20 protein-coding genes are annotated in these 21007 nt (G+C 67.1%); 8 read left to right on the top strand and 12 right to left on the bottom strand.

Features of this window, described 5'->3' with window-relative positions:
* Nucleotide 1: 1 nt before the first annotated feature.
* The 11 genes from nuoK to OG225_RS15680 form a co-directional block, all read right to left on the bottom strand.
* Entirely contained in the window at nucleotides 2–301 is a 300-nt protein-coding gene (nuoK, locus tag OG225_RS15730; protein ID WP_063048808.1) for an NADH-quinone oxidoreductase subunit NuoK, read from the bottom strand.
* A complete protein-coding gene (locus tag OG225_RS15725) occupies nucleotides 298–1128 on the bottom strand; it encodes an NADH-quinone oxidoreductase subunit J (protein WP_355086031.1) in 831 nt (276 codons plus the stop codon). The genes nuoK and OG225_RS15725 overlap by 4 nt, the downstream gene beginning before the upstream one ends.
* Nucleotides 1125–3008, bottom strand: a complete 1884-nt coding sequence (gene nuoH, locus OG225_RS15720) for an NADH-quinone oxidoreductase subunit NuoH (protein ID WP_405182324.1) — start codon at nucleotides 3006–3008, stop codon at nucleotides 1125–1127. Before nuoH ends, OG225_RS15725 begins: the two co-directional genes overlap by 4 nt.
* Nucleotides 3001–5484, bottom strand: coding sequence for an NADH-quinone oxidoreductase subunit G (locus OG225_RS15715; protein ID WP_405182323.1), 2484 nt, complete (start codon nucleotides 5482–5484; stop codon nucleotides 3001–3003). Before OG225_RS15715 ends, nuoH begins: the two co-directional genes overlap by 8 nt.
* Entirely contained in the window at nucleotides 5481–6830 is a 1350-nt protein-coding gene (nuoF, locus tag OG225_RS15710; RefSeq protein WP_405182322.1) for an NADH-quinone oxidoreductase subunit NuoF, read from the bottom strand. The genes OG225_RS15715 and nuoF overlap by 4 nt, the downstream gene beginning before the upstream one ends.
* A complete protein-coding gene (gene nuoE, locus OG225_RS15705; protein ID WP_405182321.1) occupies nucleotides 6827–7546 on the bottom strand; it encodes an NADH-quinone oxidoreductase subunit NuoE in 720 nt (239 codons plus the stop codon). Before nuoE ends, nuoF begins: the two co-directional genes overlap by 4 nt.
* Entirely contained in the window at nucleotides 7543–8874 is a 1332-nt protein-coding gene (locus OG225_RS15700) for an NADH-quinone oxidoreductase subunit D (protein WP_405182320.1), read from the bottom strand. Before OG225_RS15700 ends, nuoE begins: the two co-directional genes overlap by 4 nt.
* Nucleotides 8874–9650: an NADH-quinone oxidoreductase subunit C gene (locus OG225_RS15695; protein WP_405182319.1), complete on the bottom strand. Its 777-nt coding sequence runs from the start codon at nucleotides 9648–9650 to the stop codon at nucleotides 8874–8876. Before OG225_RS15695 ends, OG225_RS15700 begins: the two co-directional genes overlap by 1 nt.
* The gene (locus OG225_RS15690; RefSeq protein ID WP_109530183.1) at nucleotides 9647–10201 is read right to left on the bottom strand and encodes an NADH-quinone oxidoreductase subunit B family protein; all 555 of its coding nucleotides are present in this window, start codon (nucleotides 10199–10201) and stop codon (nucleotides 9647–9649) included. The genes OG225_RS15695 and OG225_RS15690 overlap by 4 nt, the downstream gene beginning before the upstream one ends.
* A 57-nt stretch (nucleotides 10202–10258) precedes the next feature.
* A complete protein-coding gene (locus tag OG225_RS15685; RefSeq protein ID WP_405183280.1) occupies nucleotides 10259–10633 on the bottom strand; it encodes an NADH-quinone oxidoreductase subunit A in 375 nt (124 codons plus the stop codon).
* A gap of 520 nt (nucleotides 10634–11153) precedes the next feature.
* Nucleotides 11154–11603 carry a hypothetical protein gene (locus OG225_RS15680; RefSeq protein WP_405183279.1) on the bottom strand — a complete coding sequence of 150 codons (450 nt, stop codon included), beginning with the start codon at nucleotides 11601–11603 and terminating at the stop codon, nucleotides 11154–11156.
* 89 nt (nucleotides 11604–11692) lie between these two features.
* On the opposite strand from OG225_RS15680, the gene OG225_RS15675 reads away from it, so the two are divergent.
* The 3 genes from OG225_RS15675 to OG225_RS15665 are packed head-to-tail and all read left to right on the top strand — an operon-like array spanning nucleotide 11693 to nucleotide 14977.
* On the top strand, nucleotides 11693–13234 hold the full coding sequence (locus tag OG225_RS15675) for a hypothetical protein (RefSeq protein WP_405182318.1): 1542 nt from the start codon (nucleotides 11693–11695) through the stop codon (nucleotides 13232–13234).
* A gap of 3 nt (nucleotides 13235–13237) precedes the next feature.
* Nucleotides 13238–13681: a hypothetical protein gene (locus OG225_RS15670; protein ID WP_405182317.1), complete on the top strand. Its 444-nt coding sequence runs from the start codon at nucleotides 13238–13240 to the stop codon at nucleotides 13679–13681.
* Nucleotides 13682–13735: 54 nt separating this feature from the next.
* The gene (locus OG225_RS15665; protein WP_405182316.1) at nucleotides 13736–14977 is read left to right on the top strand and encodes an FHA domain-containing protein; all 1242 of its coding nucleotides are present in this window, start codon (nucleotides 13736–13738) and stop codon (nucleotides 14975–14977) included.
* 72 nt (nucleotides 14978–15049) lie between these two features.
* Here the strand turns inward: OG225_RS15665 and OG225_RS15660 are convergent, their stop codons facing one another.
* Complete coding sequence (locus OG225_RS15660) at nucleotides 15050–15925, bottom strand: LysR family transcriptional regulator (RefSeq protein WP_405182315.1); 876 nt, start codon at nucleotides 15923–15925, stop codon at nucleotides 15050–15052.
* 134 nt (nucleotides 15926–16059) lie between these two features.
* Here OG225_RS15660 and OG225_RS15655 point away from each other — a divergent pair, with 134 nt between their 5' ends.
* The 5 genes from OG225_RS15655 to OG225_RS15635 are packed head-to-tail and all read left to right on the top strand — an operon-like array spanning nucleotide 16060 to nucleotide 20959.
* Nucleotides 16060–17502 carry a form I ribulose bisphosphate carboxylase large subunit gene (locus OG225_RS15655; protein ID WP_109530174.1) on the top strand — a complete coding sequence of 481 codons (1443 nt, stop codon included), beginning with the start codon at nucleotides 16060–16062 and terminating at the stop codon, nucleotides 17500–17502.
* An 11-nt stretch (nucleotides 17503–17513) separates the two neighbouring features.
* Complete coding sequence (locus OG225_RS15650) at nucleotides 17514–17936, top strand: ribulose bisphosphate carboxylase small subunit (RefSeq protein ID WP_405182314.1); 423 nt, start codon at nucleotides 17514–17516, stop codon at nucleotides 17934–17936.
* Entirely contained in the window at nucleotides 17926–18948 is a 1023-nt protein-coding gene (locus OG225_RS15645) for an AAA family ATPase (RefSeq protein ID WP_405182313.1), read from the top strand. The genes OG225_RS15650 and OG225_RS15645 overlap by 11 nt, the downstream gene beginning before the upstream one ends.
* Before the next feature lie 15 nt (nucleotides 18949–18963).
* A complete protein-coding gene (locus OG225_RS15640) occupies nucleotides 18964–20040 on the top strand; it encodes a class 1 fructose-bisphosphatase (RefSeq protein WP_405182312.1) in 1077 nt (358 codons plus the stop codon).
* Nucleotides 20041–20080: 40 nt separating this feature from the next.
* Entirely contained in the window at nucleotides 20081–20959 is an 879-nt protein-coding gene (locus OG225_RS15635; protein WP_405182311.1) for a phosphoribulokinase, read from the top strand.
* Nucleotides 20960–21007: the final 48 nt, after the last annotated feature.

Raw genomic sequence — 21007 nt, 5'->3', positions numbered from 1 at the left:
GTCAGAACTTCAGCAGATTGGCGTCGTCGACCGAGGTCGAGCGGCGGGCGCGGAAGATGGTCATGATGATGGCGAGTCCGACGACGACTTCGGCCGCGGCGACGACCATCGTGAAGAACGCGAACACCTGCCCGTCCAGGTCGGCGTGCATCCTGGCGAAAGTGACGAATGCGAGATTCACGGCGTTGAGCATCAATTCGATGCACATGAAGACCACGATGGCGTTGCGTCGCAGCAGCACGCCCGCCGCCCCTATGGTGAACAGCAGGGCGGACAGGAACAGGTAGTTCTCGGGATTCACCGGTTGCCTTCCTCGTCAGTGGACTCTCGAGGGGGTGTAGCGGGGGTGCCGACCGAGAGGACTGCGGCCTCGGTCGATGCCCGGTTCCTGCGGTGGCGCAGGATGGTGCTCACCGACAGCTCCTCGAACGAACCGTCCGGCAGCCGGGCCGGAATATCGACGGCGTTGTGGCGGGCGTACACGCCGGGGGTCGGCAGCGGAGTGGCTCGCTTGTCGCGGTCGCGGAAGCGGCGGCGCGACATCTCGCGCTGATCGGGCTGCGGTTCGAACCGTTCGCGGTGCGCGAGCACCATCGCGCCGATAGTGGCGGTGATGAGCAGTGCCCCGGTGAGTTCGAAGGCCCACACGTAGCGCACGAAGATCAGTTCGGCCAGTTCGGCGATCACGTCCCGCCCGGGGAAACCGGTGGCGGGGAAGGCGATATCGGAATCGCGTACTCCGGTGGCGATTCCGCTGATCAGCAGGATGCCGAAGCCGAGCCCGACCGCGGCGGCGGCCAGGCGTTGCCCACGCAGCGTCTCCTTCAGCGATTCGGTGGAGTCGACGCCGACCAGCATCAGCACGAACAGGAACAGCATCATCACCGCGCCGGTGTAGACGACGATCTGCACGACGCCGAGGAACAGCGCGTCCTGGGCGATGTAGAACGCGGCGAGGGTGAGCATGGTGGCGGCCAGGCACAGCGCCGAATGCACCGCCTTGGTGGAGAACACCATGCCGAGCGCGCCGACCACGGCCACCGGGGCCAGGATCCAGAACAGGACGGCCTCGTCGGTCGAGGTTCTCGCGAGCGGTTCGGCGGCGAGCAGCAGTGTCGTCGCGGTCATCGCGCACCTCCTTCCGCGCCGACGGTCGCGGGCGCCGTGGTCGCGCCGGGACCGTGGCCGCCGGGAATATCGCCGCGGTAGTAGTCGCCCTCGGTGGTGCCGGGATGCATGGCGTGCGGGACCGGGGACATCCCCGGTTCCATCGGAGCGAGCAACTGTTGCTTCTCGTAGATCAGGTCGGCCCGGTTGTCGTCGGTGAGTTCGTACTCGTTGGTCATCGTCAACGCCCTGGTCGGGCACGCTTCGATGCACAGGCCGCAGCCGATGCAGCGCAGATAGTTGATCTGGTAGACCTGCCCGTAGCGCTCACCCGGTGAGAAGCGTTCCGCTTCGGTGTTGTCCGCGCCCTCGACGAAGATCGCGTCGGCGGGACATGCCCACGCGCACAGTTCGCAGCCGATGCATTTCTCCAGCCCGTCCGCGTACCGGTTCAGCTGGTGCCGTCCGTGATACCGCGGCGCGGTCGGCACCTTCTGTTCCGGATAGGACTCGGTATTGGGCTTCTTGAACATGGTGCGCGCGGTGACGGCGAAACCGGCCAGCGGTTCGAACAGGCCCGCCTCGGGGCTGTCGCTTCCGTGGGCGCGGGCGGGCAGCGGCGGGGTCGGGAACCCCAAGAAGACACCGGACACACCGGATCCGGTCGGTTCCGGGTCGGGTTCGGGCACCGGCTTGCCGACGGCACGGCCCGCGCGCAGGAACCGCCACACCATGAGCGCGGTGATGACGAGTCCGCTGACGACCAGCGCCGGGGCCTGGATGTGGACGCCCTCGATGTCGAGCACCCGGATCCCCGCCACGACCATCACCCACAGCAGCGACACCGGAATCAGCAGTTTCCAGCCCAGCGCCATGAACTGGTCGTAGCGCAGCCGAGGCAGGGTGCCGCGCAACCAGATGAAGACGAACAGGAACGTCCACACCTTGAGGGTGAACCAGAGCAGTCCCCACCAGCCGGAGTTCGCGCCCGACCACATGTTGACCGGCCACGGTGCGTGCCAGCCGCCGAGGAAAAGCGTGGTGGCCAGCGCCGACACCGTGACCATGTTGATGTACTCGGCGAGCATGAACATGGCGAATTTGAGCGAGGAGTACTCGGTGTGGAATCCGCCGACGAGTTCGCCTTCGGCCTCGGGCAGGTCGAAGGGCGCCCTGTTGGTCTCGCCGACCATCGACACGCAGTAGATCAGGAACGACGGCAGCAACAGGAAGACGAACCAGGTGCCGTACTGCGCGGACACGATGCCGGAGGTGGCCATGGTGCCCGCGTGCAGGAAGACCGCGGCGAAGCACAGCGCCATCGCGATCTCGTAGGAGATCACCTGCGCGGTGGAGCGCAGACCGCCGAGCAGCGGGTAGGTGGACCCGGAAGCCCAGCCCGCCAACACGATTCCGTACACCCCGATCGAGGTGATGGCCAGGATGTAGAGCACCGCGACCGGGAGATCGGTCAGCTGCAACGCCGTCGTGTGCCCGGCGATGGAGACCTCACCGCCGAACGGGATGACCGCGAAGGCCATGTACGCGGGGGTGATCGCGATGATCGGCGCCAGGATGTAGATGGGTTTGTCGACGATGGCCGGGATGATGTCCTCTTTGAGGGCCATCTTCACGCCGTCGGCGACCGCCTGCAACGATCCGCCCGGCCCGACCCGGTTCGGACCGAGCCGCATCTGCATGCGCGCCACGATCTTTCGCTCGGCCACCACCGCGATCATCGGGGTGAGCAGCAGGAACGCGAAGATCGCCAGGGATTTGGCGATGATCAGCCACAGGGGGTCGTGGCCGAACAGGGCGAGCGAGTCGGGGCCGTAGCCCGCGGCGCGCGTCACCACCGAGGGCCCAGCGGGAGCCGTCGCGAACAGCGCGGGATCACTCATGACGGTGCTCCTTCATCCTCTCGTCGGCGCGCCGGATCGCGACGACGCCGCCGGGACGGGCGGCGAGTTGCTCGTAGACGGAGCTGCCGGGCGAATTCATCGGCAACCAGACCACCCGGTCGGGCATCTCGGTGATCATCAGCGGCAGGGTGACGATGCCGCGATCGGTGCCGACGGTGATCGCGTCGTTGTCGGCCGCGCCGATCTCGGCGGCGGTCGCCGCGGACAGTCGCACCACCGGCGGTCGAGCGACACCGGCCAGATTCGGCTCGCCGTCCTGCATGCGGCCCTGGTCGAGCAGCATCCGCCACGACGCGAGTACCGCCTCGCCCTGTTCGGGGTGCGATACCGGATCCGCGCCGTATTCCGGCGGTGGGACGGGCAGTCCGTCCCAAGCGCCGAGGCGGACGAGTTCGGCGCGCGCCGACGCGGCGTCCGGCAGGCGCAGCGGGACCGACATCTCCTCGGAGATAGCGTGCAGCACACGATGATCGGACAGTTGCGCGGCGCGGCGCAGTACCGTCGAATCGCCGAGCGCGGCGTCGAATCGGCGTGGCCTGCCCTCCCAGGTGCGGAAGGTGCCCGCCTTCTCCATCGCGGTCGCGACCGGGAACACGACATCGGCGCGGTCGGTGACGGGGCTGTGCCGCAGTTCCAGACTGACCACGAACCGGGCCGCGTCGATGGCCGACAGTGCCGCGCTCGGATCGGGCAGGTCGGCGATATCGACACCGCCGATCACCAACGCGCCCAGGAAGGGAGCGGCATCGAGGATCGCCGCGGTGTCGCGGCCGGGGGTCGCGGGGAGGTCATCGACCTGCCAGAAGTTGCGAACCTGTTGGCGTGCGGCCGGATCCGTCACCGGGCGACCGCCTGGCAGCAGGCCGGGCATGGCGCCCGCCTCGACCGCGCCGCGTTCACCGGCGCGCCGGGGCACCCAGACCAGGTCCGCGCCGGTCTCCTCGGCCAGCCGCACGGCGGCCGAGAACGCGCCCGGCACCGCCGCCATCCGTTCGCCGATCAGGATCACCGCGCCCGGTTCGCGCAGTGCCCGCGCCGCCGCGCTCAGTCGCTGCGGATCGGTACCCGCCAGCAGGGCGTCGCGGGTGCGCAATGCCTCGAGCACATGGGTTTCCGTGCCGGGGACGCAGGTGAGCAGCGATCCCGACATCCGTTCGAGTCCGCGCGTGGCGAAGGGCGCGATCCCGTAGACCCGCAGGCCTCGGACGCGGGCGGATTTGCGCAACCGCAGGAAGACGATCGGGGATTCCTCTTCCGGCTCGAATCCGGCGAGCAGCACCATCGGCGCGCGGTCGAGGCTGTCGTAGTCGACGGTGACGCCCTGACCGGCCACCCGCGAGGCGAGGAAGTCGGCCTCCTCGGCGGAATGGGCGCGGGCACGGAAGTCGACATCGTTGGTGCCCAACGCGATTCGAGCGAATTTCGCGTAGGCGTAGGCGTCCTCCTCGGTGACGCGCCCGCCGACGAGCACCCCGGCGTTACCGTGGGCGGCGGCCAGACCCTGGGCCGCGGCGGTCAGCGCCTCGGACCAGGACGCCGGATGCAGACCGCCGTCCCAGCCGCGTACCAGCGGGGTGGTGAGGCGGTCGCGTTCGGTGGCGTAGGCGAAGGCCCAGCGGCCCTTGTCGCAATTCCACTCCTCGTTGATCTGCGGATCGTCACCGGCCAAGCGCCGCAGCACTTTTCCGCGCCGGTGATCGGTGCGCTGCGCGCAGCCCGACGCGCAGTGTTCGCAGACGCTCGGACTGGACACGAGGTCGAAGGGCCTGGCGCGGAATCGGTAACTGGCGCCGGTGAGCGCGCCGACCGGGCAGATCTGGACGGTGTTGCCGGAGAAGTAGGAATCGAAGGGTTCGGCTTGCGCGGTACCGACCTGCTCCAGGGCTCCGCGATCCATCAGTTCGATGAACGGGTCGCCCGCCACCTGCTGGGCGAAGCGGGTGCACCGGGCGCACAGCACGCAGCGTTCCCGGTCGAGCAGCACGGCGGTGGACAGCGGAATCGGTTTGGGATAGGTGCGTTTGACGCCTTCGAACCGGGTTTCGGGCCGGCCCGACGACATCGCCTGGTTCTGTAGCGGACATTCGCCGCCCTTGTCGCAGACCGGGCAGTCCAGCGGATGGTTGATGAGCAGCAACTCCATCACGCCCTCCTGCGCCCGCTCGGCGACCGGCGAGGTGAGCTGGGTGTGGATCACCATGCCCTCGCTGACCGTCTGGGTGCAGGAGGCGACGGGTTTGCGCTGCCCCTCCACCTCGACCAGGCATTGGCGGCAGGCCCCGACCGGATCGAGCAGCGGATGGTCGCAGAAACGCGGGATCTGGATGCCGACGAGTTCGGCCGCCCGGATCACCAGCGTGCCCGCGGGCACGCTGACCGAGGCGCCGTCGATGACGACGGTGACCAGGTCGGCCGGAACCACCCCGCTGGTTCCGGCGTTCACGGTGGCTGTCATCGCACCCCTTCTTCCTGACCGAGCGCTTCGTGGCTGTGCGCGGAGTCGGCCCATACGGTGGACCGCGCCGGGTCGAACGGGCAGCCGCCCAGTCGCAGGTGGTCCAGGTATTCCTCGCGGAAGTACTTCAGCGAGGACAGGATCGGGCTGGCGGCGCCGTCACCGAGGGCGCAGAACGACTTGCCGTTGATGCTGTCGCTGATATCGAGCAGTTTGCGCAGATCCGATTCGGTGCCGCGGCCCTGCTCGACGCGTTTCAGCAACTGCACCAGCCAGTAGGTGCCTTCGCGGCACGGCGTGCATTTCCCGCATGATTCGTGCGCGTAGAACTCGGTCCAGCGCAGGACCGCGCGCACCACGCAGGTGGTGTCATCGAAGATCTGCAATGCCTTGGTGCCCAACATGGATCCCGCGCCCGCGACACCCTCGTAGTCGAGCGCCACATCCAGGTGTTCGTCGGTGAACAGCGGCGTGGACGAACCGCCAGGGGTCCAGAATTTCACGCGATGCCCGGCGCGCACCCCGCCCGCGTAGTCGAGCAGTTCGCGCAGGGTGATGCCGAGCGGCGCCTCGTACTGGCCCGGCCTGGCGATGTGCCCGGACAGGGAGTAGATGGTGAAGCCGGGGGATTTCTCGCTGCCCATGGAACGGAACCAGTCGGTGCCGCGCTGGATGATCGGCGGGACGCTGGCGATGGATTCGACATTGTTCACCACCGTCGGGCAGGCGTACAGGCCCGCGACGGCGGGGAAGGGTGGACGCAGTCGGGGCTGGCCGCGGCGTCCCTCCAGCGAATCGAGCAGCGCCGTTTCCTCGCCGCAGATGTAGGCGCCCGCGCCCGCGTGCACGATGAGTTCGAGGTCGTAACCGGAGCCGAGGATGTCGCGGCCGAGCAGTCCGGCCTGGTACGCCTGCGCGACGGCCGCGTGCAGCCTGCGCAGCACCGGGACGACCTCGCCGCGCAGGTAGATGAACGCGGTGTTCGCGCGGATCGCGTACGCCGCGATGATGACGCCCTCGATGAGGGTGTGCGGGCTGGCCATCATCAGCGGAATGTCTTTGCAGGTACCGGGTTCGGACTCGTCGGCATTGACGACCAGGTAGTGCGGTTTGGCGCTGCCGCCCTGGCCGGGGCCCTGCGGGATGAAACCCCATTTCAGGCCGGTCGGGAATCCCGCGCCGCCACGGCCGCGCAGGCCCGCGTCCTTGACGGTCTGGATGACCTGGTCCGGTTCCATGCCCAGCGCGGTGCGCAATGCCTGGTATCCGCTGTTGCGGCGGTAGGTGTCGATGGTCCAGGAATTGGGGTCGTCCCAGTGTTCGGTGAGGACCGGGGTCAGGATCATCGGGCGCCCTCCGACTTGCCGGTATTCGGTTCGGGGGCCTGCATGTTCTGTTCGCGCGCGACGCGCAGTCCGGCCAGTGACGCTTCGCCCGCCGCGCCGTCGAGCACGCCGGGGCGCTCGTCCGGGAATCCGGCGAGGATGCGCGCGGTCTCCTTGAAGGTGCACAGCGGCGCGCCTCGGGTCGGGCGTACGCGTTGACCCGCGCGCAGCGCGTCCATCAGCGCGCGCGCCGATTCCGGGGTCTGGTTGTCGAAGAACTCCCAGTTGATCATCATCACCGGTGCGAAATCGCAGGCGGCGTTGCATTCGACGTGTTCGAGGGTGATCGCGCCGTCCTCGGTGGTCTCACCGTGTTCGATGCCGAGATGTTCTTCGAGCGCGGCGAGGATTGCGTCACCGCCGAGGACCGCGCACAGCGTGTTGGTGCAGACCCCGACGTGGTATTCGCCGGTGGGGGTGTGCCGGTACATGGAGTAGAACGTCGCGACGGCGGTGACCTCCGCGCCGGTCAATCCCAGTTGTTCGGCGCAGAATTCGATACCCGTTCCGGTGACGTAGCCCTCCTCGGCCTGCACCAGGTGCAGCAGCGGGAGCAGCGCCGAACGCGGGTGCGGGTAGCGGGCGATGATCGCCTCGGCGTCGCCGCGCAGCCGATCGTGCACGTACGGGGGATACGGTTCGGGCCTGGTGCTGAGTTTGAGCAGGATCTCGGTCATCGGTCGACACCACCCATCACCGGGTCGATGCTGGCGACGGAGGCGATGACGTCGGCGAGCATGCCACCTTCGCACATCGCCGCCACCGCTTGTAGATTCGTGAACGAGGGGTCGCGATAGTGCACCCGGAACGGCCGGGTGCCGCCGTCGCTGACCATGTGGACGCCGAGTTCGCCGCGTGGCGACTCCACCGCCGTGTACACCTGTCCCGCCGGGACCCGGATACCTTCGGTGACCAGCTTGAAATGGTGGATGAGACCCTCCATGGACGTGCCCATGATGCGGCCGATGTGGCGCGGGGAATTGCCGAGTCCGTCCGGGCCGAGTTCGAGATCGGCGGGCCAGGCGATCTTCTTGTCGTCCACCATGACCGGCCCCGACGGCAGGGCGTCGAGGCACTGTTCGACGATCTTGAGCGATTCCTTCATCTCCTCCACGCGGATCCAGTAGCGGCCGTAGCAGTCGCAGCCGGTGGTGGTGGGGATGTCGAATTCGTAGTTCTCGTAACCGCAGTAGGGCTGGGATTTGCGCAGATCGTGCGGAAGGCCGGTGGCGCGCAACACCGGACCGGTGATGCCAAGTGCCATGCAGCCGGTGAGGTCGAGGTAGCCGACGTCCTGTGTCCGCGCTTTCCAGATGGGGTTCTGACTGAGCAGTTGTTCCATGTCGCGCAACCGCTTCGGCATGAGGGCGAGCAGTTCGCGGACCTTTCTGACGCCGTCGTCGGGCAGATCCTGCGCGAGGCCGCCGGGGCGAACGTAGGCGTGGTTCATGCGCAATCCGGTGATCGTCTCGAAGACGTCGAGGATCAGTTCGCGTTCTCGGAAGCCGAACAGCATGGGCGTCAGCGCGCCCATTTCCATGCCGCCGGTGGCCAGGGCCACCAGATGCGAGGAGATGCGGTTGAGTTCCATCAGCATGACCCGGATGACGGTGGCGCGCTCGGGAATCTGCTCGGTGATGTCGAGCAGTTTCTCGACGCCGAGGCAGTAGGCGGTCTCGTTGAAGAACGGCGACAGGTAGTCCATCCGGGTGACGAAGGTGACGCCCTGTGTCCAGTTGCGGAATTCGAGATTCTTCTCGATGCCGGTGTGCAGATAGCCGATGCCGCACCTGGCCTCGGTGACGGTCTCGCCCTCGATCTCGAGGATCAGTCGCAGCACGCCGTGCGTCGACGGATGCTGTGGACCCATGTTGACGACGATGCGTTCTTCGCCCGCCCCGTCGATGATCTCGGTGACCTGGTCCCAGTCCTGGCCGGCGACGGTGACCACGGTCGGTTCGGACCCGGCGTCGCGCGCACCGGGCCTGGTATCGATGTCGTTCACTAGCTGTACGCCCTCCGCTCGTCGGGCGGCGGGATGCGCGCGCCCTTGTATTCGACCGGGATCCCGCCGAGCGGGTAGTCCTTGCGCTGGGGGTGGCCACGCCAGTCGTCCGGCATCGTGATCCGGGTCAGCGAGGGGTGGCCGTCGAAGAGGATGCCGAAGAAGTCGTAGGTCTCCCGTTCGTGCCAATCGGTGGTGGGGTAGACCTCGTACAGCGACGGGATATGCGGGTCGGCGTCGGGCGCCGACACCTCGACGCGCAGCCTGCGGTTGTGGGTGATCGACATCAGCGGATACACCGCGTGCAATTCGCGGCCCGCGTCGTCGGGGTAGTGCACGCCGCTGACGCCCAGGCACAGTTCGAATCGCAACGCGGGGTCGTCTCGCAGCGCGCGGGCCACCCGGACCAGATGTGCGCGCCGGACGTGCAGGGTGAATTCGCCGCGGAAGACGACGATCTTCTCGATCGCGGTCTCGAGCGGGATGTTCGCGGCCGCGAGCGCGACGCGCAGCGAATCCACCACCTCGTCGAAGTAGCCGCCGAACGGGGCGGGGGTACTCCCGGGCAGGGTGACCGGCCGGACGAGGCGTCCGTAGCCGGAGGTGTCGCCGGTGCCGGAGATGCCGAACATGCCGCGCCGCACACCGATGACCTCGTCGCCCTCGGGCTGCGGATCCTGCGGGGGCAGGGTGCCTTCGGGCCCGGCGGTGGCGGCGGCATCGGTGTCGGCGTGGGTCGATCGGATCTCGGTGTTGTCGGGGGTGTCGAAGGTCATCGCAGCAGACCTTCCATCCGGATGGTCGGCGTCGAGGCCAGGGCCGCCTGTTCGGCCGCCCGCACCGCGTCCTCCCGATTCACCCCGAGCGGCATCTCCTGGATCTTCGCGTGCAGCGCGAGGATCGCGTTGAGCAGCATCTCCGGGCGCGGCGGGCAACCGGGCAGGTAGATGTCGACGGGGACCACGTGGTCGACGCCCTGCACGATGGCGTAGTTGTTGAACATGCCGCCGGAGGAGGCGCAGACGCCCATGGCGAGCACCCATTTCGGCTCGGTCATCTGGTCGTAGACCTGGCGCAGCACCGGCGCCATCTTCTGGCTGACCCGCCCGGCCACGATCATCAGATCGGCTTGGCGCGGCGAGGCGCGGAACGCCTCCATGCCGAAGCGGGCGATATCGAATCGGCCCGCGCCGGTCGCCATCATCTCGATGGCGCAGCAGGCGAGGCCGAAGGTCGCGGGCCACAGCGAACCCTTGCGGAGGTATCCGGCGAAATCTTCCACTGTGCTGAGCAGGAATCCGCTCGGCAGTTTTTCTTCGAGACCCATATCCGACTACTTCTCACTCTCGAAACGTGGGGCTGGGGGAACCGGGATTCGGCGAGGTCAGTCCCAGCTGAGCCCGCCGCGGCGCCATTCGTAGGCGTAGGCGACGGACACGTTGAAGATGAACAACGCCATCGCGGCGAAACCGAAGAGACCGAGTGCGTCGAAGTGGACGGCCCACGGGTAGAGGAACACGATCTCGATGTCGAAGATGATGAACAGCATCGCGGTGAGGTAGTACTTCACCGGAAAGCGTTGTCCGGTAATGTTTCCCGGCCCACCCGCCATGGCGTGCGGGGTGGGTTCGATACCGCACTCGTAGGGCTCGAGTTTGGCCCGGTTGTAACGTTTGGGACCGACCAGCGACGCCATCAGGACCGAGAAGATCCCGAACGCGGCGGCGATCGCGCCGAGGACGAGTGTGGGGAACTCCATGTTCACGACTGCGTGTGCCCTCCTTGCGAGCGGGCCCCGGGTTTCGTGAGCTGGGGCTCGTGACGGCTGGTGACAGCTTCCGAGGCGGCTGACGTCGTTGTCCGCCCGGCCAGACTCGCCCCATGGCCTCGCTCGACGCGGCGCGAGCCGGACGAATCCTGGCACCGAATTCATACCGGTCTCGCAACTATGTGAGCTACGGCACAGACTACAACCGACGCCGGACGTCGCGATCTTCTTTCGGCCGGATGTTTGATCGCATTCGGAACTGCGATTCATGACTGAAACGGGGGTAATCGCCCTCGACCGTCACGTGACGGACTGGTGCCAGGTTCCGGGGCGGCTGGTTACCGGCGAGTATTCGGGTGGTCGACGGGCGTGGTCATACCGGCCGCGACCACGGTGGCGTGGCGTCGACCCGGAAGGAAAGGAAGCTGTCGATTCGTGACGATCACTCATCGGTCATGGTCGAGCGCGCGAGAACGATGCGCGCGGCGCGGTGATAGTCGGAGGGAATCGATCAGGCGGCGATACGGCTCAGCAACAGCGCGACGACGGCTTCGGTCAACCGGATCGGATCGATCGGATGCGCCACCGCGGCCTCGGCCCGCGACCAGTTCGCCAACCAAGCGTCGTCCGGACGGCCGGTGAGTACCAGCACGGGCGGGCATTGGGCGATCTCGTCCTTGAGCTGCTTGGCGATGCCGAGTCCACCGGCGGGCGTCGACTCACCGTCGAGGATCGCGAGATCGATGCCGCCCGCGTCCATCCGCTCGATCACCACCGGGGCGGTGGCGACCTCGAGGTACTCCAGGATCGGTAGATCGGGATGTGGATGCTTGCCCAGGGCGAGCATCACCTGACGACGAGTGTCGGCGTCGTTGCTGTAGACCAGCACCCGCAGCGGGGTGGAACGATTCGAATCGGCCACGCACGGATGGTACGTCCGCGGGGGCACGGCCCGTGGCATGTTGACGCAGAACGATTCGCGCGTCGGCTCCCGCACCTGCAAGACCATCACCCGGTGGACGACAAGAATCTGTCGGTAGAGTCCGGGAAATGCGGGGAGATATCACGACCGGTCTCGTCGAAACCGACGTGTGGACCGACGAAATGCTCGGGGCCGCCGGAATTCCGGTGATCGACGTACCTTTCGTCACGGTGGGCAGCGGGATCGGTTCCTTCGTCACCTACGACACCCTGCGGATATACGGGGTCCCGGCGGCGGCGATGGCGGTACTCGGCCCGCAACGTCATCCGTGGTCGTCCTACGAGTATCTGACCAGGGTTTCCCAGATCCCCCGAACCGAACGCCTGCGCAGTGATTCGGCCTCGATGCCGGACAATATCTGGGGTTTCCCGTCCTATGCCGTGCGCGAGGCCTTCGCGGACAAGAAGTTCGGACCGCTGTGGAACGTGCTGGTCGAACCCATCTTCGCCAACTACTACACCCCGAGGGCCGGACAGGCCTTCGCCGGGATGGAGCGGGAGTTCCATCGCATCGGATACGCGAACTCGTTGCGCAACGGGCAGGTTCGCATGGTGCGCAAACGTCACGGCGGTGGCTACTTCACCATCCTCACCCCGCCCGCGGGCACGACGCCGACCAAACGGCTCGCCTTCCGCAGCACCTACGTGCATATCGCGGTCGGCTATCCGGGCCTGAAACTGCTGCCGGATCTACAGGAATACCGGGAACGCCATCGCGACCCGACCCGCGTGGTCAACGCCTACGAACCGCACGAACACGTCTATCAGGCACTGCAACGCAGACCGGGCACGGTACTGATCAGGGGCAGCGGCATCGTCGCGAGCCGGGTGCTGCAACGCCTCGTCGACGACCGCGACAAATTCCACCTCGACACCAGGATCGTGCACCTGTTCCGCACCTATGTGGCGGGCGCGCACGGCAAGAATCTGTTCAACCGCCGCAAGGGCGGCGACGGTTGGGCCTACCAGGGTTTCAACTATCCGAAATCGGTGTGGGGCGGGCAGCTCAAGCAGAAAGTGCGTGGACTGCAAGGTGAGCAGCGCGCGCAGGCCTACCGGGAATTCGCGGGCACCAACACCCCGATCCGGCGGCTGTGGCAGCGGCAGTTGCGGCGCGGGCGCAGCCAGGGCTGGTACCAGGTGATGGCGGGAACGATGCGCGCGCCACGTCCGGCGCACGGCAATCAGGGCGTGGTCGCGACCATCGTCCCCGATCCGACCGCGCCACTGCCGTTTCCGCCGCCGACGCAGCCCTTCGACGTGACCGTCGACTACGTCATCGACTGCACCGGCCTCGAGGCCGATATCCGTGAACACCGGTTGCTCGCGGATCTGCTCGATCACACCGGCGCGGGCCGCAATCCGGTCGGACGACTCGACGTCGACACCACCTTCGAACTCATCGGCACCCGCAGCGGCAACGGACGCGTGTACGCCTCCGGCAGCGCGACGCTGGGCGGACCGTTCGTCGGGGTCGACACCTTCCTCGGATTGCAGATCGCCGCGCAGGAGATCACCGACGACCTGGCCGCGATCGGTTTCTGTCCCAGGATGGGACCGATCCGATCGACGTGGCAGTGGTGGCTCTGGATGACCGACAAGAAGATCTGAACAATGCTTCCCACACTCAACGGACGTCTCCAGACTCGCCTGCTGGTACTCGGCGCGGTCGGATTCCTCGTCGCCCTGCTGATCACACCGCTGCTGCCGACCGGCTCGCTGAACCTGGGCCAGGCCTACCGGGTGACCCTGTCGGTCCTGCTCGCTACCATCCTCGTCGGCCTGCTGTGGGAGCTGCTCTACCACTTCCTACAGCAATTCCGCTGGGAGAAGGATTGGCCGACCATGTTCGGGCTGCTCACCATCCTCAACGAGGGGCTGTTGATCTGGGTGCTGCTGCGCGGCACGACAGTGATCGTGCCAGCGCAGTTGCGGCCGTCGGCGACGGCGTTCGTGATCCAGTTCGCGATCACCTGGTTACTCTTTTGGATACTCGTCAACGGGCCGATACGGTTGGTTTTCCATCGGTGGCGATACAACGGAGGCAGATTTCTGTAGGTGTGCCACGGCGACGGATATTCCGCCGCCGCAGCCTGGACAGGGAGGGTGGCCGTGCCGGATCCGCAGGTCGAGGTGCTGGCCGGAACACATCTGGTGGCCCGCAGCGACGGTGTGCTGATCGTGGTCGCCAACCGTGACGACGTCGTGCCCACCCCCGAATCGGCCGTCGGGTCGACATTGCTCGCGATCCAGGGATTGATCGCCGACGCCGCGCGCCAAGAGCAGCCGCGCAGCGGTCGCACGTTCGCGCGGCTGGCGACGACGTGGCTGATGGGACAGGACGACGAGAGCGCGGTCGAATTCGGGGTCGTCACCTCTTCCGACACCGGGATCGCGGTCTTCCTGCACGGCGCGGTCACCGCGGTACTGATGAGCGGCGATCAGCACCGGGAGGTGCTGCGCGGTCGGGACGCGGGATTCACCGTCGACCGCGTCGTGATCCCCGCACCCGACATCGGCGCGGGGATCTTCGTCGACGAGGGCGACCAGCCCGCCGATCTGCCCCACGCGCGCGGTGTGTGCACATTGGCAGCGGGTGCCGTTCCGGGATCGGGAGCCGTGCTCTGGTACGGCGAACCCGCCGCGCGACCGAGCCGGGCCCGCAAGTCCGCGACACCCGATGTCGCGCCACCGCCCGACGACGAACTCGAGTTGACACTCGCGCCCGGCGTGCCCGAGACCGGACAGACCCCGCCCGTGCCGGTCCGGGACCGACTACGCAAGAGCGATCCACCGCCCGCCCCGCGCCACGAGGCCGACCCCCCCTTGTCCGACCCGCGCCGAGCGCGAACCGCACCGAGGAATCCGCCCGGCGCGGGCGAGGTGATCGTCGCGGGCTACCGCTGCGCCCGCAGGCACCACAACGATCCGCGGGTCTCGTTCTGCACGGTGTGCGGCATCCGGATGGACCAGCTCACCTGCGTCCTGTCCGACGGCGTCCGTCCACCGCTCGGTCTGCTGATGCTCGACGACGCGACCTCGATCATCCTCGACGGCGACTGCGTACTCGGTCGCGAGCCCGAGCCGTCCGACGCGGCCCGCCGGGGTGCGAAACCGGTACGGCTCGACGACATGTCCGGCGGGATGTCGCGAACCCATGCCGAGATCCGCCTGGTCGACTGGGATGTCACCGTGGTCGATTGCGCCTCGGCGAACGGTACCCACATCCGGCAGCCGGGATATCAGGAATGGCAGCGCGCGATCCCCGGCCATCCGATCGTCCTGCAACCCGGCGCGCAGATCCAACTCGGCGGCCGCACATTGACCTTCGATTCCCAACGCGGCCAGCTCTAGTCCGCGGTCGTCGAGCCCGACGGGATGCGTGGAAAGCCGCCCGTCGCGTCATCGAGGACGATCACCGGCGGATCAGCCCGGTTCGAAGGCGGCGGGCCCCACTTCGGCCGGATCGAGGATGTGGGAGATGAACAGGCGGGTGGTCGGGGTCGGGGTGCGGGTGGTGATGGCGTGCCAGGGGCGGTCCAGCGGGGTGCCGTCGATCGGGATGATCCGGAGCGCACCGGATTCCAGATCGGCTTCGATGGCGTCGCTGTGGATGAGGGTGACGCCGAGGCCTTCGCGGGCGGCGGCGAGGACGGTGCCGTGCGAGCCGAGGGTGAGCGTGGGCGGGGAGATCTGGAGTTGGTCGAGTAGGCCGAGGGTGGCGTCGCGGGTGCCGGAGCCGCGCCCGCGCAGCAGCCAGGTGGCGCGCAACGGGTCGGCACGGTGGTCGGGCGCGCCGACGACGACGAGTTGACTGGGGCGGCGGGCGCGGGTGACCAGTCCGGCGTCGCGGGGCGGGCGGCCCGCGATGACGAGATCGGTTTCGTGGTGGTGCAGTTCGAGGAACAGCACGTCACGGGGGTTCACGGAGAGACTGAGTTCGATGTCGGGGTAGCGGTTGCGGAACGCGGCGAGCGGGCGCAGCAGCACGTATTCGCCCGCGGTGGCGACGACACCGATGCGTAGGCGCCCGGTCTCGGCGTGCCGCACGGCTGCCTGCGCCTCGTTCATGAGGCCCAGGATGCTGCGGCAGTACTCGGCGTAGATCCGTCCGGCTTCGGTGAGGGTGATGCCGCGTCCGGCTTTGGCGATCAGCTTCGCGCCGAGCTGTTTCTCGATGTGGGCGACCGCGGCCGAGACCGCGGCTTCGGTGACGTGGAGCTGGGTGGCGGCGCGGCGGATGCTGCTGTGGCGAGCGACCACCAGGAATGTTTCCATCCGCGTCGTGCTCACCCTACCCATACTCGACGGTAACAAACTCGCCGAAATGGTTGAGCTTTATCAGAAACAATCAAATTGTCCGTGATCGGACCTGCCGTCATCCTGGAAATCCCAAGGCGCACAACAGCCCCCGGTGTTCTATTCCAGGAGGAACGATGGCCGAAGAGTCCGAACACGATCGCTGGGATCCGGGCGTACGATCATACGCCTCGATGGGGTACTGGGCGCCGGACTACGAACCGTCGGCGACCGACGTGCTCGCCGTGTTCCGGGTGACCCCGCAGCGCGGGGTGGATCCGATCGAGGCCGCGGCGGCGGTGGCGGGCGAATCGTCCACGGCGACATGGACGGTGGTGTGGACCGACCGGCTCACCGCCCACTCGCAGTACCAGGCCAAGTGTTACCGGGTCGACGAGGTGCCGGGCAGGCCGGGGGAGTACTTCGCCTACATCGCCTACGATCTCGACCTGTTCGAGGAAGGGTCGATCACCAATCTGACCTCGTCGGTGATCGGCAATGTCTTCGGCTTCAAACCGCTGCTCGCGCTGCGGCTGGAGGATATGCGGATCCCGGTCGCCTACGTGAAGACCTTCCAGGGCCCACCGCACGGCACCGTCATGGAACGGGAGTACCTCAACAAATACGGCAGGCCGCTGCTGGGTGCGACGGTCAAACCCAAACTGGGTCTGTCCGCGCGCAACTACGGCCGCGTCGTCTACGAGGCGTGCAAGGGCGGACTGGATTTCACCAAGGACGACGAGAACATCAACTCCCAGCCGTTCATGCGCTGGCGCGACCGGTATCTGTTCGCGATGGAGGGCGTCAACCGGGCGATGGCCGAGACCGGCGAGATCAAGGGCCACTACCTCAACGTCACCGCCGCGACGATGGAGGACATGTACGAGCGGGCCGAATTCGCCAAGGAACTCGGCAGCGTCGTCATCATGATGGACCTCACCGTCGGCTACACCGCGATGCAGTCGATGTCGCACTGGGCCAGGCGCAACGGGGTGCTGCTGCATCTGCACCGGGCCGGTCATTCCACGTTCACGCGTCAGAAGACCCACGGCGTGAGTTTTCGGGTACTGGCCAAATGGTGTCGCCTGATCGGGGTCGACCATCTGCACGCGGGCACGGTGGTCGGCAAACTGGAGGGCGATCCGGCGACCACGCGCGGCTTCTACGACACGCTGCGCGACAACCACATTCCCACCGACCTCGGCAACGGCATCTTCTTCGACCAGGACTGGGCGAGTCTGCCCGGTGTGATGCCGGTGGCCTCCGGCGGAATCCACGCCGGTCAGATGCATCAGTTGCTCGACCTGTTCGGCGACGACGTGATCCTGCAATTCGGCGGTGGCACCATCGGGCACCCGCTGGGTATCGCGGCGGGCGCCGAGGCGAATCGGGTGGCTCTGGAAGCGGTCGTGAAGGCGCGCAACGAGGGCCGCGATCTGCTGAAGGAGGGGCCCGAGGTGTTGCGGCAGGCGGCGCAGTGGTGCCGTCCCCTCGATGTCGCGCTCGCGACCTGGGGTGATGTCACCTTCGACTACACCTCCACCGACGCACCCGACGCGGTGCCGACCGCGAGCCTCTGAGGAGCCAACTCATGTATCTGCGTCACGGAACCTTCTCCTACCTGCCGGATCTCACCGACGCCGAGATATCGGCCCAGGTGCGATACGCACTGCTCAACAGCTGGCCGGTCTCGATCGAATACACCGACGATCCGCATCCGCGCAACGCCTACTGGGAGATGTGGGGGCTGCCGCTGTTCGATCTCGACGAACCGGACGGTGTGCTGGCCGAGATCGACGCCTGCCGCGCCACTTTCCCGCGCCACTACGTGCGGGTGCTGGCCTACGACGCCCGTTACGGCAGGCAGACCACCGCGCTGAGTTTCCTGGTGCAGCGCCCGGCCGACGAACCGGGATTCCTGCTCGTCCGCACCGAGGCGTCGGACCGGCGCCAGCGGTACGGCCTGCACTCCTATGCCACCGGCAGCCGTCAGGGACAGCGGTATGGCGGCTGAGGGCAACGGATTCCGCCTGCACCGGCCGGGTGGCGACGCCCGGCCGGTGCGCCCGCAGGTCGAGGAGGCGCCACCGATTCTCGATGACGACGCACTGCTCGATCTGTCCGCCGACGCCGCGGGCACCGATGTCGCCGAGACACTGAGCAGACTCGACGCCGAACTGATCGGACTGGCCAATATCAAACTGCGGGTGCGCGAGATCGCGGCGCTGCTGCTGATCGACCGCGCCAGGCAACGTTTCGGGCTGACCTCCTCGCGCCCGACCATGCACATGAGCTTCACCGGCGGTCCCGGCACCGGCAAGACGACCGTCGCGTTGCGCATGGCGCAGATGTTGCACGCGCTCGGCCATATTCGAAAACCGGCGGTGCACAGCGTGACCAGGGACGATCTGGTCGGCCAGTTCATCGGCCACACCGCGCCCAAGACCAAGGAGGCGATCGCGCGCGCCGCCGGGGGTGTGCTGTTCATCGACGAGGCCTACTACCTGTTCCGGCCGGACAACGAACGCGACTACGGCCAGGAGGTGATCGAGATCCTGTTGCAGGAGATGGAGAACGAACGCGCGGGCCTGGTGGTGATCTTCGCCGGCTATCCGGATCGGATGGAGCGGTTCTTCTCCGCCAATCCCGGCCTGTCCTCCCGGGTCGCGCACCATCTCGAATTCGCCGACTACACCCACGCGGAATTGCTCGCGATCGCCGAACTCATGGTGGTCGCCGAGAATTTCCGCTTCGACGACGCCGCCTACGCGGCGTTCGCGGACTATCTGTCACGTCGGATGACCCGACCGCGTTTCTCCAACGCGCGCAGTGTGCGCAACGCGATCGACCGGTGCCGGTTGCGGCAGGCCAAACGGCTGCTCGAGCTGCGCAGGCCGCTCTCGCGCGGTGATCTGATGACGCTGACCGATCGGGATGTGCTGGCCAGCAGCGTTTTTGTCGACGACACAGCCGCCGATGACACCGACACACCGGACAGTCACGGCACGAGGGTCGCGCCCGCGTGAGGAGAGCCAGGGATCATGCCAGAAGGACTCAAAACCCTCACCCGCTACACGATCGAGGAAGAACATCGCCATCCCGGTTCCTCCGGTGAGTTCTCCGCCCTGGTGAACGTGCTCGCGACCGCGACCAAGATCATCGCGAATCAGGTCACCCGCGGCGCGATCGTGGGATCGCTCGGCGCGGCCGGACCCGGGAACCCGCCGCCGCTGCACCGTGAACTCGACGCCGTCGCCAACGACATCATGGTGTCGCAAACCCAATGGACCGGCCATCTCTCGGCGCTGCTGTCCGAGCAGATGGCCGGGGTTCATCCGGTGCCGGGCACCCATCGGCGCGGAAAGTATCTGCTCGCGTTCGACCCGCTGGACGGATCGAGCAATATCGACGTGAATCTGCCGGTCGGCACCATCTTCAGCGTGCTGCGCGCGCACGGTCCCGACGGTGGCGAACCGTCGGACTCGGATTTCCTCCGTCCGGGCGCCGAACAGGTCTGCGCCGGCTTCACCCTCTACGGACCGGCGACCATGCTGGTGCTGACCACCGGGAGCGGCGTCGACGGTTTCACCCTCGATCGTGAGATCGGCGCGTTCGTCCTGACCCACCCGCGTATGCGGATCCCCGACGACACCTCCGGTTTCGCGATCAACGCCGCCAACGACCGTTTCTGGGAACGTCCGGTGCGGCGCTACGTGCACGAATGCCTGGACGGGGCACAGGGGCCGCGCGGGCGGTATTTCAACATGCGCTGGGTCGCGTCGCTGGTCGCCGACACCTTCCACATCCTCACCCGCGGCGGGGTGTATCTGTACCCGTCCGACAATCGGCCGCAGGCGGGCCCCGGTCGGGTCGCGCTGCTCTACGGCGCGAACCCCGTCGCGTTCATCGTCGAGCAGGCGGGCGGCGCGGCGACCACCGGCACCGAACGGGTGCTCGAGGTGGTCCCGGATTCGGTACATCAGCGGGTGCCGCTGATCTTCGGTTCCCGCAACGAGGTCGAACGGATCGAGCGGTATCACCGCGAACCCGACGAAGGGCCCAGTTTCGACCGGTCGTTGTTCGGCAGCCGCTCGCTGTTCCGGCCGGCGGGGCGGTGACGTCGGCGAATTCCCTTGTCCGGCAATCGAGGAGGTGCCCATGTCGGTGAAACATCCCGTCGTCGCGATCACCGGTTCATCCGGTGCGGGGACGACCAGTGTCACCCGGACGTTCCAGGAGATCTTTCGCAGGGAGGAGATCAACGCGGCCATCGTGGAGGGCGATTCGTTCCACCGCTACGACCGCAACGAGATGAAAGTGGCGATGGCCGAAGCCGAACAGCGGGACAACAGGACGTTCTCGCATTTCGGCGAGGAGGCGAATCTGCTGAAGGAACTGGAGAACCTGTTCCGCGACTACGGCGAGACCGGTGTGGGTTCGGTGCGGAAATACCTGCACGACGAATCGGAGGCGAAACCCCACGGACTGCCCGCTGGCACGTTCACCCCCTGGGAGGATCTGGCGCCGGGCAGCGATCTGCTGTTCTACGAAGGGTTACACGGCGCCGCCGTCACCGAGACGGTCGACGTGGCGCGCCACGCGGATCTGCTGGTCGGTGTGGTGCCGATCGTGAATCTCGAGTGGACCCAGAAGGTGATCAGGGACAAGACCGAACGCGGCTATTCCAGCGAAGCGGTCATCGACACCATCCTGCGGCGGATGCCCGACTACGTGAAATACATCTGCCCGCAGTTCTCCCACACCTACGTCAATTTCCAGCGGGTGCCGACCGTCGACACCTCCAATCCCTTCATCGCCCGATCGATTCCGACCGCCGACGAGAGTTTCGTGGTCATCCGGTTCGCCGACCCGAAGGTGATCGACTTCCCCTATCTGCTGTCGATGCTGCACGACTCCTTCATGTCGCGGCCGAACTGCATCGTGGTCCCCGGCGGGAAGATGGATCTGGCGATGCAGCTCATCTTCACGCCGCTGATCCTGCGCCTGATGGACAAGCGGCCCCAGCGTTCCCGCTGAGCCGAGCCCGGGCGTACAGTGACATAAGTTAATCACCATTCGCACGGT

The organism is Nocardia sp. NBC_01377, assembly GCF_045040005.1.
Lineage (GTDB): Bacteria > Actinomycetota > Actinomycetes > Mycobacteriales > Mycobacteriaceae > Nocardia > Nocardia noduli.
This window is presented reverse-complemented; position numbering and strand designations above follow the sequence as displayed.

Excerpts from the sequence above, each read along its gene's own strand:
- OG225_RS15725 (WP_355086031.1), bottom strand. The coding sequence starts at position 1,128 with ATGACCGCGACGACACTGCTGCTCGCCGCCGAACCGCTCGCGAGAACC.
- nuoH (WP_405182324.1), bottom strand. The coding sequence starts at position 3,008 with ATGAGTGATCCCGCGCTGTTCGCGACGGCTCCCGCTGGGCCCTCGGTG.
- OG225_RS15715 (WP_405182323.1), bottom strand. The coding sequence starts at position 5,484 with ATGACAGCCACCGTGAACGCCGGAACCAGCGGGGTGGTTCCGGCCGAC.
- nuoF (WP_405182322.1), bottom strand. The coding sequence starts at position 6,830 with ATGATCCTGACCCCGGTCCTCACCGAACACTGGGACGACCCCAATTCC.
- nuoE (WP_405182321.1), bottom strand. The coding sequence starts at position 7,546 with ATGACCGAGATCCTGCTCAAACTCAGCACCAGGCCCGAACCGTATCCC.
- OG225_RS15695 (WP_405182319.1), bottom strand. The coding sequence starts at position 9,650 with ATGACCTTCGACACCCCCGACAACACCGAGATCCGATCGACCCACGCC.
- OG225_RS15690 (WP_109530183.1), bottom strand. The coding sequence starts at position 10,201 with ATGGGTCTCGAAGAAAAACTGCCGAGCGGATTCCTGCTCAGCACAGTG.
- OG225_RS15685 (WP_405183280.1), bottom strand. The coding sequence starts at position 10,633 with ATGGAGTTCCCCACACTCGTCCTCGGCGCGATCGCCGCCGCGTTCGGG.
- OG225_RS15680 (WP_405183279.1), bottom strand. The coding sequence starts at position 11,603 with ATGCCACGGGCCGTGCCCCCGCGGACGTACCATCCGTGCGTGGCCGAT.
- OG225_RS15675 (WP_405182318.1), top strand. The coding sequence starts at position 11,693 with ATGCGGGGAGATATCACGACCGGTCTCGTCGAAACCGACGTGTGGACC.
- OG225_RS15670 (WP_405182317.1), top strand. The coding sequence starts at position 13,238 with ATGCTTCCCACACTCAACGGACGTCTCCAGACTCGCCTGCTGGTACTC.
- OG225_RS15660 (WP_405182315.1), bottom strand. The coding sequence starts at position 15,925 with ATGGGTAGGGTGAGCACGACGCGGATGGAAACATTCCTGGTGGTCGCT.
- OG225_RS15655 (WP_109530174.1), top strand. The coding sequence starts at position 16,060 with ATGGCCGAAGAGTCCGAACACGATCGCTGGGATCCGGGCGTACGATCA.
- OG225_RS15650 (WP_405182314.1), top strand. The coding sequence starts at position 17,514 with ATGTATCTGCGTCACGGAACCTTCTCCTACCTGCCGGATCTCACCGAC.
- OG225_RS15645 (WP_405182313.1), top strand. The coding sequence starts at position 17,926 with ATGGCGGCTGAGGGCAACGGATTCCGCCTGCACCGGCCGGGTGGCGAC.
- OG225_RS15640 (WP_405182312.1), top strand. The coding sequence starts at position 18,964 with ATGCCAGAAGGACTCAAAACCCTCACCCGCTACACGATCGAGGAAGAA.
- OG225_RS15635 (WP_405182311.1), top strand. The coding sequence starts at position 20,081 with ATGTCGGTGAAACATCCCGTCGTCGCGATCACCGGTTCATCCGGTGCG.